Below are 19074 nucleotides of genomic sequence, written 5' to 3'. Positions count from 1 at the left end.
CGGCATGTGTCATGCGATGAGGCAAATCTACGCCGTTCATGACATAGTAAAAAGATACAAAAAGCGTGAAATGAGGTAGGACATGAAGCCGGGCTATCACGAGATTTATACCCGCTATCGCGACAACATCACGCGCGGGGTGCTGAAGCCGGGCGATAAGGTGCCTGCCATCCGCGTGTTGGCGGAAGAGTTGAAGGTGGCGCGTAAAACCGTCGAAACGGCGTATGCCATTCTGACAGGTGAAGGGTATCTGGTGAGCCAGGGCGCGCGCGGCACGCGGGTTAACCCCGATTTACTGCTGCCAGATAAGCCTGCCCCTGCGGAACAGCCCACCGGAGCGCTTCCGGCATCGCTCATCAGCCAGCGAGAGCGGGCGGGGTTTCTGCGCCCCGGCATCCCCGCCCTCGACAGCTTCCCGTATAAAAAATGGCTGCTGCTGGCGGGCCAGGCGACGCGCGCCATGCGTCAGGAAGAGATGCTCAACCCGCCGGTGCTGGGCTGGTATCCGCTGCGCCAGGCCATCGCCAGCTATCTCAACATTTCACGTGGGCTGTCCTGCAGCGCCGAACAGGTGCTGATCACCAGCGGCTACAGCGGCAGCCTGCGGCTGATCCTCGACACCCTCGCCAGCCGTAGCGACAAGGTGGTGTTTGAGGATCCGGGCTATTTTATGGGCCAGCAACTGCTCAAGCGGATCGTGCCGCGCCTGCACACGGTGCCGGTCGATCGTTCGGGTATCGATACCGAGTACCTGCTCCGTCACCATCGCGACGCGCGTTTTGCCATCGTCACCCCGTCGCACCAGAGCCCGCTGGCGGTGACGCTCTCGCTGCCGCGCAAGCAGCAGTTGCTCGACTGGGCCAGCCAGAACGAAGCGTGGATCATCGAAGATGATTATGACGGAGAGTTTCACTACACCCGCAAGGTGCTGCCGTCGCTGAAAAGCCTCGACCGGCATGACCGGGTGATTTTTATGGGCACCTTCAGTAAAACCATCATGCCGTCGCTGCGCATGGGCTACGTGGTGATGCCCGCCAGCACCGTCGGGGCTTTTACCGACTGCGCGGACATTACCACCAGCGGCCAGCCGGTGCTGACGCAAAAGATCCTCACCGCGTTTCTCAACGAAGGGCATTTTTTCCGTCATTTGAAAAAGATGCGCGCGCTGTATCAGACCCGCCGCGACTGGATGATTGCCGCCCTGCGCGAGGTGTATGGCGATCTGTTTTTCACCGAGCAAAACGACGGCGGAATGCATGTTGTGGCGTTCCTGACCAAAGGAAGCTGTGACCGGGAAGTGGCGCGCTGCTGGCAGGAACAGCAGTTGCAGGTGAACGCGCTTTCGGAGTGGTATCGCGGGTCGGGCAAACGCTACGGGCTGGTGATGGGCTATAACAACGTGCGGTCGTATCAGGAGGCGCTGGATTTGCTGGAAAGGCCGAAGCGGCAGACGCTTGCGCTGTTGAGCTGAACGTCGCCGGGTGGCGGCTACGCCTTACCCGGCCTGCGGTTTAAATATCATTGCGGGATAACCCAACGTCCTTGAGCTGCTCGTCGCTCATCTGGCTCAGGATGCGGCGGGTGCGGTTGATGCGATACCAGCTGCAGATCGTTTTGCCGATCCAGACAAACACAATAAACGGACGTTTTGAACGGTTTTCGTAGAATTCCATGATGCTCTCCTCGCTGTGCCAGTAGGGTTATCATCCTGGAAATCGGCCCGTGCAATACAGACTCAAAAACAACTTTTTTTTAACATACAGATCCGCTAAAACAGTATCTGCATGCCAATTTTTACGGCAATCTGTACTGGTTTTATAATCTGTATGGTGAAAACAAAGGATACAGCATGACGCGCTATCAACATCTGGCCAACATTCTGGCAGAACGCATTGAACAAGGGCTGTACCGCAGCGGCGAACGTCTGCCGTCGGTGCGCGCGCTGAGCCAGGAGCACGGCGTGAGCATCAGCACCATACAGCAGGCCTACCAGATCCTCGAAAATCTCCAGCTCATCACACCCCAGCCGCGCTCCGGCTATTTTGTCTCGCAGCGCAAGGCCCAGCCGCCTGTCCCGGCCATGACCCGCCCGGTTCAGCGCCCGGTGGACGTCACCCAGTGGGACGAGGTGATGATGCTGCTGGACGCCCGCGCCGACAAAGAGATGATCTCCTTCGGCGGCGGCTCGCCGGACGTGAATCAGCCGAGCCTGAAGCCCCTGTGGCGCGAGATGAGCCGCATCGCGCAGCATAACCCGAGCGAGATGCTGAGCTATGACGTGCTCGACGGGCGCCTGGAGCTGCGCGAGCAGATCGCCCGCCTGATGCTGGACAGCGGCTCTACCGTGGCGGCGAACGAGATTGTCATCACCAACGGCTGCCACGGCGCGCTGTCGATCGCCCTGCTCTCGGTGTGTAAACCGGGGGACATCGTAGCGGTAGAATCGCCGTCGTTCCACGGCACCATGCAGATGCTACGCGGGTTTGACATCAAGGCGATTGAAATTCCTACCGATCCCGAGACCGGGATCAGCATCGAGGCGTTAGAGCTGGCGCTGGAGCAGTGGCCGATCAAGGCGGTGATCCTGGTGCCCAACTGCAATAACCCGCTCGGCTTTATCATGCCCGAAGCGCGGAAAAAGCAGGTGTTAGCCCTCGCCCAGCGGCACGATATCGTGATTGTGGAGGATGACATTTACGGCGAGCTGGCGGCGGAGTACCCGCGCCCTCGCACTATTCATTCGATGGATATCGACGGCCGCGTGATCCTCTGCAGCTCATTTACCAAAACCGTGGCGCCGGGCCTGCGCGTCGGCTGGATTGTGCCGGGGCGCTATTACGACCGGGTGATGCACATGAAATACGCCGCGGGCGGGTTTAACGTGCCGGGCACCCAGATGGCGGTGGCGGCGTTTATTCGCGACGGGCATTATCATCGCCACGTGCGCCGTATGCGCCAGATTTATCAGCAGAATATGGAAACCTACACCTGCTGGGTGCGGCAGTATTTTCCGGCAGAGATTTGCGTCACGCGCCCGCAGGGTAGCTTCCTGCTGTGGATTGAGCTGCCGGAGAAGGTCGACATGGTGTGCGTCAGCAAGCAGCTGTGTCGGCTGAAGATCCAGGCCGCGGCCGGGTCGCTGTTTTCCGCCTCCGGGAAGTACCGCAACTGTCTGCGGATCAACGTGGCGCTGCCGCCGACGGAGAAAAATCGCGAGGCGTTGAAGAAGATGGGCGAGGCGATTGTGATCGCGATGGAGGAGGGCTAGTGCGGCCTGGTGCCCTCACTCCGACCCTCTCCCACAGGGAGAGGGATCCCCACAAAATAATGCCAGCACGGACGACCCCCTCTCCCTTGAGGGAGAGGGCTGGGGTGAGGGGGAACATACAGCTCTGGTGGTCATTCCGTTCACTTTATGTTCCTTGCTACTCTGTAACGACATGACCGGTGAACGTGCCAGGGTGGCTCAGTCGCCACCACCCTGGCGACCCGGGCTCCCGGCGGTAAATCGCCGCTTCGCGGTGCCCTCGGCTTATTCCTTCCGGCTTATCGGGTACGGGCGGAGGTAACGTCCCTGTAAAGCCCGCCCTCTCGGCGCATCCCTGCGCCTCGCCCCGGCCGGAAGGCAAACGCCTCAGCGATTTACAGCCGGACCAGGGCGTCGCTGTAAGTCTTCAATCTTTCTGAAACAACGTTATTGCTTCTGTTTAATCATTACTGGGGATTCCTCAGCCCACAGGGAGAGGGAGAAAACCGTGCCGTACTACTCGTCGAAGTACCAGTACCCCTGGTTAATCAGCCCGGTGAGTTCTTCAACAAACGCCGGATTATTCAGCGCTTCACCCAGCTCGGCCTGCCCGAGTTCGGTGTAACGGCACAGCGCATCCGCCGCCTTCGCGTCCACCGTCTCCAGCTGCTCGCTGTTGATGAAGAAGCTGCCATTGACGTTCAGCACGCGCAGGCCGTTCAGGCGAGACAGCGTTTCGCCGCCCTGCAGCGCGTCCAGCACCTCTTCCGGCGCGTACGGCGGCTCGGCGGCGGCGATATCCAGCTCGTGGCGCGGCGTGGAGACAAAGCTGCCGAACCATTTTGTGAAATCATCCGGCTTGCCGATCATGTCGATCATCATCTGACGAATGCGATCGAGCTCGTACTGCTCCACGCGGCCCGGATGTTCGCGACAGGTCAGATCCGGATCGCTGTAGTGCTCGCCGCCCAGATCGTTTTCCAGCGCGTAATCGGCGAAGCTGCTGATCAGATCGCGACCGTTCGGCCCGCGGAAGCCAACGGAGTAGTTGAGCGCCGTCTCATGGGTAAAGCCGTCGTGCGGGAATCCAGGCGGGATGTAGAGGATATCGCCCGGGGCCAGATCTTCGTCAATAATCGGCTCAAACGGATCGACATGCAGCAGCGCCGGATGCGGGCAGAACTGACGCATCGGCAGCTTGTCGCCCACGCGCCAGCGGCGGCTGCCCATCCCCTGAATGATAAACACGTCGTACTGATCGATATGCGGACCCACCCCGCCGCCCGGCACGGAGAAGGAGATCATCAGATCGTCCAGACGCCAGTCCGGCAGGACGCGGAACGGACGCACCAGCTCCGCCGCGGGCATATGCCAGTGGTTCACCGCCTGCGCCAACAGCGACCAGCCAGTTTCGCCCAGATCGTCAAAGTGCTCAAACGGACCATTGCTGGCCTGCCACTTGCCGTTGAAATGGCTCACCAGGCGGCTATCGACTTCCGGCTCCATCGCCAGGCCTGCCAGCTCGTCCGGGGTAATCGGGTCGACAAAATTTGGGAAGGCATTTTTCAGCACTACGGGTTGTTTTTGCCAGTATTTCTCAAGAAATTCCGGCCAGTTCAGGTTCAGTTGATACGCCATGGGTAGCACCAGTGAGAGGGGAAACAGGCGCGATTATAGGCAAGAAGGCAGAGGGGGAACTTGTCATGGGTCAAACGAGAGCGTGTAGGTCGGGTATCACCCGACCTACACGCCGCGAAAACTTAATCCAGGTTCAGCTCGTCATAATGGGTAATCAGTTTACCCACGATGCCGTAGTCCAGCGCTTCTGCCGGAGACATCCAGTAGTTGCGGTCGGTGTCTTTTTTCACTTTTTCCAGCGGCTGGCCGGTGGCGTCGGCGATCAGCTTGTTCACGCGATCCAGCATGCGGATGATCTCGCGCGCTTCGATCTCAATATCCGTTGCCTGGCCGCGCACGCCGCCCAGCGGCTGATGGATCATAAAGCGGGTATTCGGCAGCGAGTAGCGGTGCTCTTTTTTCGCCGCCAGGAAGATGGTGATCCCGGCGCTCGCCACCCAGCCGGTGCCGATGACGTGCACTTCCGGGCGGATGAATTTGATGAAGTCGTGGATGGTATCGCCCGCTTCCACGTGGCCGCCCTGGCTGTTGATGTACAGCTTGATTGGATCGTTGCTGACACTTTGCAGCAGGATCATCTGGGTGATCACTTTCTGCGCCAGCTCCTGGTTGATCTCACCGGAGATAACAATCGAACGGGACTCCAGCAGTTTTTGCTGCAGAGCGCCCGCGCCGCTTGACCCTTCCGCTTTATCCTTGTCGCTTTCTTTCAGTGTGTAGTGCATTGTTACGTCCTCAGCATTTAGCGCTCAAAACCAGAGTGTAGCCTGTTTTACCCGTGAAAGTCCTCAGGCGCACACAATGCGAACATCCTGCGCCGCCAGCGCGTCAAAAACGCCCTGCTCCATCCCCTCTTCCACCACCAGCACGTCAATGTCGCGGCTCTTCGCTACCACAAAGCGCGCGACGCCAGGAAGCTTGTCTGCGGTCAGGGCCACAATGGTCTGGGTGCTCCGGGCAATCACGGCTTTTTTAAACTCGCAGTCGGCAAAATCAAACCCCGTAAGCCCCGCCTCAGGATCCATCGCACAGCCGCCGATAAAGGCCTGATCGAAGATAATGTCCTGAATCTGGCTCGCCGCCGTAGCGCCAACCGTTCCGCCGGACGCTCGCTGGATCTGCCCGCCAGTGACAATCACCTCGCACAGAGGATGCAGCAGCAGCTCCGCGGCAATCGCCGGAGAATTGGTCACCACCGTGACGTTAAGATCCGCCGGAAGGGCTTTTGCCAGCGCCAGGTTTGTTGTCCCCGCGTCGATAAAAATGCACCCACCTGTCTGAACCAGTGTTGCTGCTTTCTGCGCGATTGTGTGCTTTTCTGCACTTATTTTCTGCTCACGGCTGAAAAAACTGCCCGCATCCGGAAGCTGAAGCACCGCGCCGCCGTAGACCTTTTTACAATAGCCCTCTTTGCTAAGTTCATGTAAATCACGGCGAATAGTGTGCTCGGACACGTTCATCTGGCTCGCCAGCTCGGTACAGACCACCCTTCCGCTCTCCTGAAGGATCTGTCGGATCCGCTCTTGTCGCTGTTCAGGAAAAGCTGCATAATCGAGCATTTAAAGTCCTTTGAAAAATCTAATCGAGTATCAATGCGCATAATGTTGCATAACCGCGCAACACAAACAACGAGGGTAACTATGAATATTGCACATGTCGCACTCTGGACCCGCAGCCTGAACGCACAGGTTCAGTTCTGGGAAACGGTTTTTAATGGCCGCTGCAACGAACGCTACGTCAGTAAAAATCGCCCCGGTTTCGAATCACACTTTATTACCCTGGATGACGGGCCGACCATCGAGCTGATGACGCTGCCGGACCTGCCGGACGCCCCCGCGCACCCGGAGTTTATCGGCTGGGCGCATATCGCCATCAACGTCGACAGCAAAGCGCAGGTGGACCGCATGGCAGCGCAGGCGCAGGCAAACGGCACGCTGCTCAGCGCCCCGCGCATGACCGGAGACGGCTTTTATGAAGCGGTGATCGCGGACCCGGACGGCAACCGCATTGAGCTTGTCGGTGCATAAAAACAGCGTTTCGCTCCTTCACCGCCCCTGCCCCGGCTCGCTATACTTCATATGGTTATCATATTGTTAAATGATAATGATAGTTAATGTGTTAAGATGAAAGGCAGCATAAACAGTCCCTTACGTACCCACCGGGACGGTTTGCATCCTCGACATTTAAATCAGCACCGGGGCGGTGAATGGAACACATTGTGTATGTGGTTGATGACGATGACGCAGTCAGGCAGTCCGTAATCGGGCTGCTGGAATCAGCGGGCCTGAACGCCGTCGGCTTTTCATCGGCAGAAACGTTTCTTCAGCATCGCTTTGAGGATCTGCCGTCGTGCGTGATCCTCGACATGCAAATGCCCGCCATCTCGGGCTTTGAGGTGGCTGACGCGCTCAAGGACAGCGGGCGCGAGATCCCGATTATTTTTCTCACCGGCCACGGCACTATTCCGATGTCGGTGCGCGCCATTAAAGGCGGCGCGTACGAATTTCTCACCAAGCCCGTCGAATCCACTGCGCTTATCGACGCCATTGAATCCGCGCTTCAGCTGGCGGAACACAACGCCGCGCGCAATAAAGAGCACTACGCCCTGAAGCAGCGCCATCTGTCCCTCACGCCGCGCGAGCACGAGGTGCTTGAGCTTGCCATCACCGGCAAGCTCAACAAGCAGATTGCCGCCGAGCTGGGCGTCAGCGAGATCACGGTGAAGGTGCACCGCCGCCGCGTGATGGAAAAAATGCAGGTACGCTCCGTGGCGGAACTGGTCAGGGCCGTTGAGCGCCTGACCAAAAGCCAGCCCGCGGAGTAACGTTTACTCTTCCTGCGCCGCCAGCGGCAGCGCAAAGGTAAACACCGTGCCGTGCGGCTCCCGGCGGCGCGCGCTCAGCTTCCCGCAGTGGCGCTCAATGATGCTGGCGCTGATGGTCAGCCCCATCCCCATCCCCTGCGGCTTGGTGGAGTAGAACGAGTCAAAAATCTGCTCCAGCCGCTCGGGCTCAATGCCGCTGCCGGTGTCAGCGATCTCGACGATCACTTTCCCGTCCGCGTTGCCGGTGCTGAGGGTAATGGTGCTGGCGCGATCCTTCACCTCGGCCATCGCCTCTACCGCGTTCATCACCAGATTCAGCAGCACCTGCTGGATCTGCACGCTGTCGCCAGTGATAAAGCTGTCCTGCGCCTTTAACAGATAATCAACGCTAATGTGTCGCTGCTCCAGCTCGCTGCGGGAGAGCGTGAGGATATGGCGGATCAGGTAGTGCATGTCGATGCGCGAGAAGGTGGGATCCTGCTTGCGCGTCAGGGACTGGATGCTGCGAATGATCTCCCCCGCCCGCGCGCCTTCCGCGGCGATCTCCTCCAGCCCTTCACGCACTTTATCCAGCCGGGCGGGCTCGCGGCTGAGCCAGCGCAGGCTCGCCCCGGCGTTCGAGACGATGGACATCAGCGGCTGGTTGATCTCGTGGGCGATGGAGGAGGTCAGCTGTCCGACGGTGGTGGCCCGGGAAACGCGCGCCAGATCCGCCTGCGCGACCCGCATGGCATCCTCCGCGGCGCGCTGGCTGGTGATATCGGTGATGATGCCGTAGTACTCGTTCACCTCGCTGCCCACGCCCACCGGATCGCCAATGCCGAGGATGTAGCGCATTGAGCCGTCGGGACGCTTAACGCGAAACTCCGCGCGCATGGAGAGCCCGTCGCGCACGCTCTGGGTGACGATGGCGCTAATGCGGGCGTAATCATCCTCGTGAACGAAGGTCAAAAACTCCGCCATGGAGATCATCTTTTGCTGCTCGGGCAGGCCGAGAATGCGGGCGTACTCTTCCGAGACAAACATCAGATCCTGCTCCAGCTCCCAGCGCCAGCTGCCGGTGTGGCTGATCTGCTCGCCCAGCATCAGCGAGGTCTGGCTGGCACGCAGCTCTTTTTCCACCCGGCGGCGCTGGATGTTCTCCGCAAGCAGCTCGGCATAGAGCCGCGCCGTCTCCAGGGAGACCGCGGCCTGCGCGCCCAAGAGGCTCACCACGCGCGAGTGCTCGGCGGTGAAGACCTCCGGCATCAGGCGGTTTTCCAGGTAGAGCACGCCCACCAGCCGCGCCTGTTTGAACATCGGAACGCACATAACCGCCGCCCCCGAGGTCACCAGATAGGGATCCTGGCTGAAGGGATGAAACTCCTCCGGCTTACCGGTGCGGATCTCCTGCCCGGTGCGGATCACCGCTGCCAGCACCGACAGCGGCATGTCGGTCGCCGTCGGCACGTCTTTCAGGATCCGCACCCGCACGCCGTCGGTGCTGGTCCAGGCGCTGGCCTCGATCTCCGGGATCAGGTTATCGCTCACGCGAAGCAACAGACCGCGCTGCGCCCCGGCGCGTTCGAGCAGGATCGTCATCAGGTTTTCAATCAGGCGCTCAAGATTGATCTCTTCCGACAGCGCGCGGGAAGCTTTGATCACACTCTGCAGATCGCGGATCGTTTCATTCTGGGCGAACGCCACCGTGTCGTAGGCGCTGGCCTGCCCGGAGGCCAGCAGGTGCGGGAAATCCTGCTCCAGCTGGCGCACCTTAGCCTGCGCGCCCGCGCGGCCCCAGGCGGCAATCGAGCCGCGGAAGTGGGCGTCCGACGCGGTCGGGTAGCCGCAGGCCAGCGCGAAGCGGCCCGCCAGCTCGTGGGCCAGGGCGTTGATCGGGTTAAACCCGCCCTCGCGGGAGAGCCGGACCGCCTTCTCATACTGCTCAAGCGCAATGCTGTTCATCCCGTCCAGACGGACGATTTCGGCGTAGATCAGCGCCTCTTTATCCGCGAACGTGCCGGGATTAACGCGTGCCCAGAGGGCGATTTTGTCGTAGTGGGCGTGAATGCTGCGGCGGTGATTCGCCGAAAACGTCTCCGGCGTCAGCTGACGGGAGAGCGCCAGCGCGCTGTAGAGATGGTAATCCAGCAGATGAATGTGCCCCGGCGCAGACCACGCGTACCAGCCCGCCATCTCGAGATCCGCCTGCGCGTCGGCATACTCGCCGCAGGTAAAGTGCGCCATGCCGCGGTAGAGCCAGTACCAGAACAGCATGGTCGAGGTCTGCTCCGGGGCCTGCTCCGGCGACGCGGGAAGCAGCGTCTCGGGCAGCGCCTGCGACGCGGTCCAGGTGCCGATGACCGGCGTGCGCAAAAACTCCACGAAGGTGCGCTGGAGCATCAAAATGGTCTCAACGTCCTGGAAGTGGGTTTTACGCACAAACGCCAGGCCACGATCGATGCTGGTCAACACCCCGTCCAGGTGATCGCCCCGCGAGAGGAAGTTAATGACCTGATGGCAGGCCGCAAAGCAGGCTACCGTCATATCCCCGTGGGTCACTGCGGCGGTGAAGCAGGCCTTTGCGCACTCGATGGTAAACGATAAAGGCTGGGTCCAGACGCTGAGCTGGTCGAGGGGCAGCAGGGTTTTGGCTTCGAACGCGTCGTAGCCGTGGCGGTTCACCATCTCGCGGGCCAGGGTGCCGTACTGGAACCCGAGGCGATACTCGGCGTAGCGGTGGCCAATCAGCACGCCAAACCAGGCCATCGCCGTGGTGGAGGCGCCGGTGATGCCGTGGTCGAGCGTCAGGTGCATCATGCGGCAGAGCAGCAAAAAGTGCAGACGCGGGCAGATGAAGCCGGCGCAAATGCTGGCGCTGTAGAGCAGGTTCATCACCGCTTCGGTTTCCGGGTTATCCATCCGCGAGAGCTGGGCAAAAAGATTTTGCGGCGCGTCGCCCGTGCGGTTGCAAAAGAGCGCCCAGGCCTCGTCACAGTCGGCATCTTCCGGATAACGGCCAATCTGAATACCAAAAATCCCCAGCCAGCAGAGCGCCGCCTCCAGCGCCAGACGGCTGTCCGACTGGCGAGTGTAGACTTCCACCAGCAGGTTGGCCGCCAGCGCCTTTTCGGTCAGCCCGCCGGGGCAGCCGAGAATGGCGTCACACAGCTCGCGGGTCCGCTCCAGGTGCCCCAGCGCAAACTCGCAGCCCGCCTCTTCGATATCGAGCATGAAGTCTGACACCGCCCCGGCGTTGCCCAGCGCTCTGGCGGTCTGGATATAGCCGAGCGCCGAAAGATAATCCCCCGTGCGCTTCGCCCGTCGCGCGGCCAGCAGGCTCAGCTCGCGGAACATCTGCCGCTGCGGCGCGGGCTGAATGCTGTCCAACGCGGCCGTGACGTGGTGAACGGCGCGGAACAGCAGTTCGTTCCCCGCCGCCTGACGCGCGGCGTCGGCCAGCAGGCTGGCTGTGGTCAGGTGAAGATGGCTTTTCTCATGCAGATCCAGCAGCGCAAAGGCGGCCTCCTGCACCCTGTCATGGGTGAAGGCGTACTCTTTTTCCGTCAGCACGATGAGCTGGGCCATCACCGCCGGGTGCAGCGCATAGCGCATTTCCGCCATCGACATGCCGACCACGCGGCATATCATCTCCATCTCGCCCGTGCCGCCGAGGCAGGCGAGGCTGCCCAGCAGACGGCGCGTCTCGTCGGGCAGCTCTTCAAGCTGCTCCAGCACCAGAGTCACGACGTTCTCGGTGTAGTGTCGGGCGCGGATCGCCTGCAGATCGTAGTGCCACTTATCCTGATATTTGTTGTGCACCACCAGCCCGTCATCCACGATGCGGCGGAAAAACTCGTGCACAAAGAGCGGGTTGCCCCCGGTTTTTTCATGGATCAGCGTGGCGAGGTCGGTCGTCGCCGCGCTGCGGGTGCGAAATATCGTCGCCAGCCAGCGCGCCACCGCCTTCACGGACAGCGCCTGCGGGACAATTTCAGTCGCGTTTTGCGCTGCCTCCGGCAGGCTCGCCAGCTGCTGTTGCAGTGTCGGTTCGGACAACGAACCGATATCGCGGTGGGCGATTACCAGCAGCAGCGGGATAGCGCCGCAGGTCACCAGCAGATGTTTCAGCGTATGCAGGCTGGCGGCGTCGCTCCACTGAAGATCGTCAAGCACCAGCACCAGCGGGCAGCCCTGAGTGGCAAAGGTTTTCACCAGGGCCAGCACCATATGGCTGAAGCGCGCCCGGGCATCAATGGAAAACGTATCCGCCGAGAAGCGCGGCTTGCTCTCAAGCAGCAGGCCCAGCTCGGGCACCAGGCTGACGGCCAGCGCTTCGTACCCCTCCAGAGCGCGGGAGAGGCGGATTTTCCACTTCGCCACCTCGTCTGCGGGCAGCCCCAGCAGGTGCAGCGTCAGGGTGCGGAACGCGGAGCTTAATACGCCGTAGGGCAGGGACGGCGAAAACTGATCGACTTTCCCCACCGCCAGCAGCACCTTACGCTGCTGCAGCGTTTTGAGCGCCGTCGCGATGATCGACGATTTGCCGATCCCCGACGGCCCGCCGATCGTTACCAGCTCCGGCACCAGGCTCTGCCCCACCCGCTCAAACGCGGCAATGACGTCATTCGCCTGCGGATGCGTCGCGAACAGCGAGTCCGCCAGATGGATCGCCGGGGTGCGGTCCTGCTGGCCGGGGGTAAAGGCGACGATCTCGCCCTCGCAGGTCAGCGTCGCCTGGCAGCGGCGGAGGTCGGCAATCAGCCCGTCGACCGTCTGGTAGCGGTTATCGGGGTGCTTTTCCAGTAGCTTCAGGATAATGGTGGACAGCATTCCCGGCACGTCCGGGCGAATCACGTCCGGGGCCAGCGGCTCCGAGGCAATATGGTAGTGCGCCCAGTTGGTCTGATCGTCCTCCCCCAACTCAAACGGCAGGCGTCCGGTCAGGAGTTCATACAGCACCATGCCGAGGCTGTAGAGATCGCTGCGGCCGTCAACGGGGCGCCGGGTGCGGGTGGTGTGCTCCGGCGACATGTAGGCGGGCGTACCGCCTGAAACGGCAAGCCGGGTCTGGGAAAAGGCGCCGGAGAGGCTGCAGGAGAGGCCAAAGCTGCCCAGACGGCAGGCGCCATCGTGATGAACAAATATCGAGCCGGGCTTGATATCGCCGTGGATCAGGTTTTGCAGGTGCATCTGGCGCAGGGGAGCGCAGATCTGGATCGCCAGTTCGATAAAGCGCGAGATCCCCGAAATAGCCCTGCCCGCGCGCCGCGCCAGCAGTTCAAACGAAAACGGCGCATACACCAGCGCGAAACGCCCCCGGTACTGGGTGGATGCGACGGCGCGGATGGCCCAGCTGTCCTGCAGCACGTCGCGCAGGGCAAACTCGTTTTTGAGCAGCCGTGTCGCCCGCTCCTCTTCTTCGTCGCTCACCGCGGTGGCAATGATGAACGAGCCGCCGGAATGGGGATGGCGCGCGTTCATCCAGGAGATACCGCCCTCCTGCGCCAGCACGGTAAAAATCACATCCTCTTTAAGGACAAAAACCCGCCCCTGGTGAAGATTCCCCTGGGCGGGCCAGAATGCAGGCTGCTCGTGTTCGTTCATCCGCGATCCTTATCGTCGGCGGGCCAGCTCCCGCTGTATATGATCCAGCAGAATATCGATGTTAATGGGTTTACGCAAAAATGCAGCGGCGCCCAGGCTGAGAGCGTACCGCTGCATATTTTCATCAGCATGACCGGAGATAAAGATCACGGGCGGCGGGGGAACGGCCAACAGCCGTAGCTTTTCAAACAGCTCCAGGCCGCTCATGCCCCGCAGCTTGATATCGGCGATCACCATCGCCGCGCCGGACAGGGCGAGCGGATGGCTCAGAAATACCTCTGCCGAATCAAACGTGTCGGCGGCATAGCCTTCCGACTCCAGGAGATTACTCAGCCCGCTGCGGACGGAACGTTCGTCATCAATGATGGCAATGCGCCACGGCAGCGTCATGCTGTCTTTCCTCAAACAAATCATTAAACGTCGCGATCGTCCTTCGCGGGCGCAGGGGGCGCCGTGCCGCTGATTTTCGGTACGCATTCGTGACGAAACCAGGCGAGGGTAAGCGGTTCGCGACTCAGTAAACGCCGTCCCACCGGGATGAGCTGTTCGCCCACCAGCATGCCAAACAGGCCAAGCAGGGCGACAACCGGCGGCGCCGGGGAATGGACGTCGAGCAGAGCGTAAATTACCCCAGCACCCACGCCGCACACCAGAGAAATTATCCATTCTTTCATGAGGTCGCTCCCGTCTGCGATTTGGCCTGCGGAGCCGTCACCTGAGGCGGCGGCGCGCCGTCGCGGGATAACAGATGGCGCGTCGCCTGTTCACCCGCCAGCATCCCCAGCAGGCCAATCAGCGCCAGCGCGGGCGGCGCGGGGGAGCGCACCTTCAGCACGGCATACATCAGGCCAATCAACACGCCTGCCGCAAGGGATATCAGCCCAGTACTCATTGTGAACTCCAGAGAAAGAGGCAGCGGCGAGCCGGATGAGGGACCAGCCCGCCAGCGGAACTTAGCGAGCCGGAACAGGCGCTAAGGTGCGGTGCTCGCTCTTCTGGCGAGACGGCGCTTTGTGCACCATGGTGTAAGCGTAATCCACGCCCATGCCGTACGCGCCGGAGTGCTCGCGTACGATATCCATCACCGCGGTGTAGGTCTCTTTACGCGCCCAGTCGCGCTGCCACTCCAGCATCACCTGCTGCCAGGTCACCGGGATCACGCCCGCCTGGATCATGCGCTGCATCGCGAAGTCGTGGGCTTCTTTGGAGGTGCCGCCGGACGCGTCCGCCACCATATAAATTTCGTAGTCGCCTTCCAGCATCGCGCACAGGGCAAAGCTGTTGTTGCACACTTCGGTCCACAGGCCGGCAACCACCACCTTCTTCTTGCCGTTGGCCTTCAGCGCATCACGCACCTTCTGGTCGTCCCAGGAGTTCATGGAGGTACGCTCCAGGATGTCCTGGCCCGGGAAGACGTCCAGCAGCTCCGGATAGGTATTACCGGAGAAGCTTTCGGTCTCAACGGTGGTGATGATGGTCGGGATGTTGAACACTTTGGCCGCTTTCGCCAGCGCCACGGTGTTGTTTTTCAGCACCTGGCGGTCAATAGACTGCACGCCAAACGCCATCTGTGGCTGGTGATCGATAAAGATTACCTGACAGTTCGCAGGGGTTAACACTTCGAGCTTTGAAGAGGTCATAGCATTTTCCAGTGGTTAAGGGTAGAAATCGCCGTGAGTGCCACGACGATAAAGTCACCCTCATCCTGCGGTTTTCCGTCGCCGCGCGTAATTATCTCTTCGTATAGTTAACCTTAGGTATAGTTATACTTTGGTATACCTATCCTATTGTATAACTGGATCTTTGCCGAAACCGGTTCCCATAATCCTGACCATTCCCCCTCTCAGTCAGGAGCAGTTATGGTTACCCTCGGTAAAGCCGATCTCATTCTGGTTAACGGCCAGTTTCACACCGTCGATCGCGAAAATCCTGTCGCGGAAGCCGTTGCCGTGCGCGACGGAAAATTTCTGGAAGTGGGTACCGTCGCCGAGGTGATGCAACACCACTGCGACGGCACCTTAGTGGTGGATTTGAAAGGCCACACCGCCATCCCCGGCCTGAACGACTCGCACCTGCACCTCATTCGCGGCGGGTTGAACTACAACCTTGAGCTGCGCTGGGAAGGCGTGCCGTCCCTGGCCGACGCCCTGCGGATGCTGAAAGAGCAGGCCCTGCGCACGCCGTCACCCCAGTGGGTGCGCGTGGTGGGCGGCTGGACCGAGTTCCAGTTTGCCGAGCGCCGCATGCCGACCCTGGACGAAATTAACGACGCCGCGCCGGATACCCCGGTCTTCATCCTGCACCTGTACGACCGCGCCCTGCTCAACCGCGCCGCGCTGAAGGTAGTCGGCTACACCAAAGACACGCCCAACCCGCCGGGCGGCGAGATCCAGCGCGACGCCAACGGCAACCCGACCGGGATGCTGATTGCCCGTCCGAACGCCATGATCCTCTACGCCACGCTGGCCAAAGGGCCGAAGCTGCCGCTGGAGCAGCAGGTCAACTCCACCCGTCAGTTCATGCGCGAGCTGAACCGCCTGGGGCTGACCAGCGCCATCGACGCGGGCGGTGGCTTCCAGAACTACCCGGAAGATTATGAGGTGATTGCCGAGCTGCACGAGAAAAAGCAGATGACCATCCGCATCGCCTACAACCTGTTTACCCAGCGTCCGGGCCACGAGCTGGAAGACTTTGAAAAATGGACCGACATGCTCACGCCGGGCCAGGGCAGCGACTTCTTCCGCCACAACGGCGCGGGCGAGATGCTGGTCTTCTCCGCCGCCGATTTTGAAGATTTCCTCGAACCGCGCCCTGACCTCGCGCCGGGCATGGAGGACGAACTGGAGCGCGTGGTGCGCCATCTGGTGGAGCACCGCTGGCCGTTCCGCCTGCACGCCACCTACAACGAATCCATCAGCCGCATGCTGGACGTCTTCGAGAAGGTGAACCGCGACATTCCGTTCAACGGCCTGCACTGGTTCTTCGACCATGCGGAAACCGTTACCCAGGCCAACATCGACCGCATCAAAGCGCTGGGCGGCGGCATTGCCGTGCAGCACCGCATGGCCTTCCAGGGAGAGTACTTTGCCGAGCGTTACGGCATCGAAGCCACCCGCCACACGCCGCCGGTGGCGAAAATGCTGGAGACCGGCGTGCCGGTGGGCTTAGGGACGGACGCCACTCGCGTGGCGAGCTACAACCCGTGGACCGCGCTCTACTGGCTGGTCTCCGGCCGTACCGTCGGCGGGATGCAGATGTACGACCACAGCGCCCGTCTGGATCGTGATACCGCCCTGATGCTCTGGACCCAGGGCAGCGCGTGGTTCTCCAGCGAGCAGAACCAGAAGGGGCAGATCAAAGTCGGCCAGCTTGCCGATCTGGCGGTGCTGAGCAAAGACTACTTCCGCGTGCCGGAAGAGGAGATCAAGGGCATCGAGTCCGTCCTGACGGTGGTCAACGGCGACATCGTCTACGCCGCAGGCAGCTTTGGCCCGCTCGCGCCGCCGGCCATTCCGGTTCTGCCCGAGTGGTCCCCGGTGGTGAAGGTGCCGGGCCACTACCGCAGCGCGCCGCCGCAGGCCGCACGCGTCGGCTTGAGTGTGGCTCACCACTGCAGCGGCCCGTGCGGGGTTCACAGCCACCAGCATGATTTCGCCCGCACGTCAGAGATGCCGGTGTCCGACGATAACGCTTTCTGGGGGGCGCTGGGCTGCAGCTGCTTTGCATTCTGATGAAAAACACCACTATGCCGCCCCGGGTCGACCTGGGGCTGTTCTTCCTGCGCCTGACCGGCAGCCTGCTGCTGCTCTACGTGCACGGCCTGCCAAAGGTGCTGCACTTCAGCGAAGAGCTGACGCGCATTGAAGATCCGTTTGGCTTCGGGCCTTACGCCAGCCTGATCCCGGCAATATTCGCTGAGGTGATCTGCCCGCTGTTTATCATTGCGGGCGTGTACACCCGCCTGGCGTGCCTGCCGATTATCGCCGTGCTGCTGGTGGCGATGCTGGCGGTCCACCCGAACTGGTCGATTGCCGAAGGGCAGTTTGGCTGGCTGCTGCTGATTATCTTCACCACCCTCGCCCTCACCGGGCCAGGCCAGTGGCGGCTGCAGCGTAAGGCAACGGAGAGGTTCGCATGACCCAGGTTAACGACGTTCGCGACGCACACGTCGAGACGACGCCCGCATCGACGGTTTCTCCCTGGCAGCCGCTGAGCCAGCCGGTGTTCCGCATGCTGTGGATCGCCACGGTGGTCTCTAACGTCGGCTCATGGATGAGCGACGTCGGCATCAACTGGAGCATGCTGAGCCTGAGCACCGATCCGCTGGATATCGCGCTGGTACAGGCGGCCAGCAGTCTGCCGATGTTTCTCTTCGCCCTGCCGTCCGGGGTGATGGCGGACATCGTCGACCGACGTAAATACCTGCTCTTCTCCCAGCTGTGGGTGTTCATCGCCGCCGCCGTACTGACGGTGCTCTCCTTCACCGGACACGTTACCCCTACCGTTCTGCTGGTGGCGACGTTTCTGCTGAGCGTGGGCGCGGCGATGAGCTCGCCGCCGTTCCAGGCCGTGGTGCCCGATCTGGTGAGCAAGCCGGAGCTGGGTGCCGCCGTGGCGCTGAACTCGCTCGGGGTGAACATCAGCCGGGCGATTGGCCCCGCGCTGGGCGGTTTTCTGCTGTCGCTCGCCGGGCCGTGGATGGTGTTTGCCCTGAACGCGCTGTCCGTGGTCGGCGTGGCGTGGGTGCTGTGGCGCTGGCGTCCGGCGCCATCCGTGCAGCGCCTGCCGCCGGAGCACTTCTTCTCGGCGGTGCGCTCCGGCATTCGCTACGTGCACGCCGCCCCGGTGCTGCGCAACGTGCTGGTGCGCACCGTGGCCTTCTTCGTTTTCGGGAGCGCGGGCTGGGCGCTGCTGCCGCTGGTGGCGCGCCGCGAGCTGGGCTTAGGCCCGGCGGGCTACGGCGTGATGCTGGCGTGCATTGGCCTTGGAGCGATTGCCGGAGCCATCCTGCTGCCGCGCCTGCGCCAGCGGCTGAACGCCGACCGCCTGATGGTGGCCGCCAGCCTGACCTTTGCCCTCACCATGCTGGCGCTGGCGTTTGTGCGCCACGTCTGGCTGCTGAACCTGTTTGAGTTCTTCACCGGCTTCGCGTGGATTGCGGTGCTCTCCACCCTCAACCTCGGCGCGCAGCGCAGCGCCGCCCGCTGGGTGAAGGCCCGCGCGCTGGCGGTTTATCTGACGGTGTTCTTCGGCTCGATGACCACGGGCAGCGCCATCTGGGGGCAAATCGCCTCGCAGTTTGGTACCCCGACCTCGCTGGTGGTCGCCACGCTGGGGATGGTGCTGGCGAGCACCACGGTGTTCCGCTGGAAGCTGGAGAAAGATCCGGATTTAAATCTCGACCTGAGCGGCCAGCCGCTGGACGGCGTGGAGATTGAGCTGCCCAACGAGCGTGGCCCGGTGCTGGTATCGCACGAGTACATCATCGACCCGCACAACGCGAAGGCCTTCCTGGAGGCGGTACACGAGCTGCGCCGGGTGCGCCGCCGCGCCGGGGCGATGAGCTGGGCGGTGTATGAGGATATTGAGCGCCCCGGTCTGTTTATCGAGACCTTCCTGATGGGCTCCTGGATTGAGCATCTGCGCCAGCAGGAGCGCCACACCATGAATGACCTCCTGCTGCAGAGCCGCGTTCTGGCTTTTCATCAGGGCACAACATCACCGGCAATTCGCTATCTGGTCGCGCCGGTTTAAACATAACAATCACCTGTAGAGGAAG

Annotated in this window: 16 protein-coding genes; 7 read left to right on the top strand and 9 right to left on the bottom strand. The window is 61.6% G+C overall.

What is annotated here, in order from left to right; genetic code table 11:
• The first annotated feature begins 82 nt into the window (after nucleotides 1–82).
• Nucleotides 83–1471, top strand: coding sequence for a PLP-dependent aminotransferase family protein (locus tag V1603_RS05935; RefSeq protein WP_163330743.1), 1389 nt, complete (start codon nucleotides 83–85; stop codon nucleotides 1469–1471).
• Nucleotides 1472–1511: 40 nt separating this feature from the next.
• On the opposite strand, the gene V1603_RS05930 is transcribed toward V1603_RS05935, so the two are convergent.
• Nucleotides 1512–1673: a DUF1127 domain-containing protein gene (locus V1603_RS05930; RefSeq protein ID WP_116342282.1), complete on the bottom strand. Its 162-nt coding sequence runs from the start codon at nucleotides 1671–1673 to the stop codon at nucleotides 1512–1514.
• 176 nt (nucleotides 1674–1849) lie between these two features.
• Between V1603_RS05930 and V1603_RS05925 the strand changes: the two genes are divergently transcribed.
• A complete protein-coding gene (locus tag V1603_RS05925; protein ID WP_395313619.1) occupies nucleotides 1850–3268 on the top strand; it encodes a PLP-dependent aminotransferase family protein in 1419 nt (472 codons plus the stop codon).
• Nucleotides 3269–3763: 495 nt separating this feature from the next.
• Here the strand turns inward: V1603_RS05925 and V1603_RS05920 are convergent, their stop codons facing one another.
• The 3 genes from V1603_RS05920 to V1603_RS05910 all read right to left on the bottom strand — a co-directional run bounded on the left by V1603_RS05920 (nucleotide 3764) and on the right by V1603_RS05910 (nucleotide 6444).
• A complete protein-coding gene (locus tag V1603_RS05920; protein WP_395313618.1) occupies nucleotides 3764–4885 on the bottom strand; it encodes a JmjC domain-containing protein in 1122 nt (373 codons plus the stop codon).
• A 122-nt stretch (nucleotides 4886–5007) separates the two neighbouring features.
• Nucleotides 5008–5610, bottom strand: coding sequence for an ATP-dependent Clp protease proteolytic subunit (locus V1603_RS05915; RefSeq protein ID WP_028015368.1), 603 nt, complete (start codon nucleotides 5608–5610; stop codon nucleotides 5008–5010).
• Nucleotides 5611–5673: 63 nt separating this feature from the next.
• The gene (locus tag V1603_RS05910; RefSeq protein ID WP_395313617.1) at nucleotides 5674–6444 is read right to left on the bottom strand and encodes a DeoR/GlpR family DNA-binding transcription regulator; all 771 of its coding nucleotides are present in this window, start codon (nucleotides 6442–6444) and stop codon (nucleotides 5674–5676) included.
• An 81-nt stretch (nucleotides 6445–6525) separates the two neighbouring features.
• Between V1603_RS05910 and V1603_RS05905 the strand changes: the two genes are divergently transcribed.
• Both V1603_RS05905 and V1603_RS05900 read left to right on the top strand, forming a co-directional pair.
• Entirely contained in the window at nucleotides 6526–6912 is a 387-nt protein-coding gene (locus V1603_RS05905; protein ID WP_395313616.1) for a VOC family protein, read from the top strand.
• Between the two features lie 179 nt (nucleotides 6913–7091).
• Complete coding sequence (locus V1603_RS05900; RefSeq protein WP_116343923.1) at nucleotides 7092–7709, top strand: response regulator transcription factor; 618 nt, start codon at nucleotides 7092–7094, stop codon at nucleotides 7707–7709.
• 3 nt (nucleotides 7710–7712) lie between these two features.
• Here the strand turns inward: V1603_RS05900 and V1603_RS05895 are convergent, their stop codons facing one another.
• The 5 genes from V1603_RS05895 to V1603_RS05875 form a co-directional block, all read right to left on the bottom strand.
• Entirely contained in the window at nucleotides 7713–13295 is a 5583-nt protein-coding gene (locus V1603_RS05895; RefSeq protein ID WP_395313615.1) for an ATP-binding protein, read from the bottom strand.
• A gap of 9 nt (nucleotides 13296–13304) precedes the next feature.
• Nucleotides 13305–13685 carry a response regulator transcription factor gene (locus V1603_RS05890; protein ID WP_116343925.1) on the bottom strand — a complete coding sequence of 127 codons (381 nt, stop codon included), beginning with the start codon at nucleotides 13683–13685 and terminating at the stop codon, nucleotides 13305–13307.
• A 23-nt stretch (nucleotides 13686–13708) separates the two neighbouring features.
• Complete coding sequence (locus tag V1603_RS05885; RefSeq protein WP_395313614.1) at nucleotides 13709–13969, bottom strand: XapX domain-containing protein; 261 nt, start codon at nucleotides 13967–13969, stop codon at nucleotides 13709–13711.
• The gene (locus V1603_RS05880) at nucleotides 13966–14187 is read right to left on the bottom strand and encodes a DUF1427 family protein (RefSeq protein WP_163330737.1); all 222 of its coding nucleotides are present in this window, start codon (nucleotides 14185–14187) and stop codon (nucleotides 13966–13968) included. The genes V1603_RS05885 and V1603_RS05880 overlap by 4 nt, the downstream gene beginning before the upstream one ends.
• 61 nt (nucleotides 14188–14248) lie before the next feature.
• The gene (locus V1603_RS05875) at nucleotides 14249–14935 is read right to left on the bottom strand and encodes a hydrolase (RefSeq protein WP_028015361.1); all 687 of its coding nucleotides are present in this window, start codon (nucleotides 14933–14935) and stop codon (nucleotides 14249–14251) included.
• Nucleotides 14936–15154: 219 nt separating this feature from the next.
• Between V1603_RS05875 and V1603_RS05870 the strand changes: the two genes are divergently transcribed.
• Genes V1603_RS05870 through V1603_RS05860 form a run of 3 tightly spaced genes read left to right on the top strand, consistent with a single transcriptional unit; the run spans nucleotide 15155 to nucleotide 19049 of the window.
• The gene (locus V1603_RS05870; RefSeq protein ID WP_395313613.1) at nucleotides 15155–17026 is read left to right on the top strand and encodes an amidohydrolase; all 1872 of its coding nucleotides are present in this window, start codon (nucleotides 15155–15157) and stop codon (nucleotides 17024–17026) included.
• Nucleotides 17026–17433, top strand: coding sequence for a DoxX family protein (locus tag V1603_RS05865; protein ID WP_116343929.1), 408 nt, complete (start codon nucleotides 17026–17028; stop codon nucleotides 17431–17433). The genes V1603_RS05870 and V1603_RS05865 overlap by 1 nt, the downstream gene beginning before the upstream one ends.
• Nucleotides 17430–19049 (top strand): MFS transporter, encoded by a 1620-nt coding sequence (locus V1603_RS05860; RefSeq protein WP_395313612.1) that lies wholly within the window; start codon nucleotides 17430–17432, stop codon nucleotides 19047–19049. The genes V1603_RS05865 and V1603_RS05860 overlap by 4 nt, the downstream gene beginning before the upstream one ends.
• Nucleotides 19050–19074 lie beyond the last annotated feature (25 nt).

The organism is Enterobacter sp. ECC-219 (assembly GCF_043966805.1).
GTDB lineage: Bacteria > Pseudomonadota > Gammaproteobacteria > Enterobacterales > Enterobacteriaceae > Enterobacter > Enterobacter cloacae_N.
This window is presented reverse-complemented; position numbering and strand designations above follow the sequence as displayed.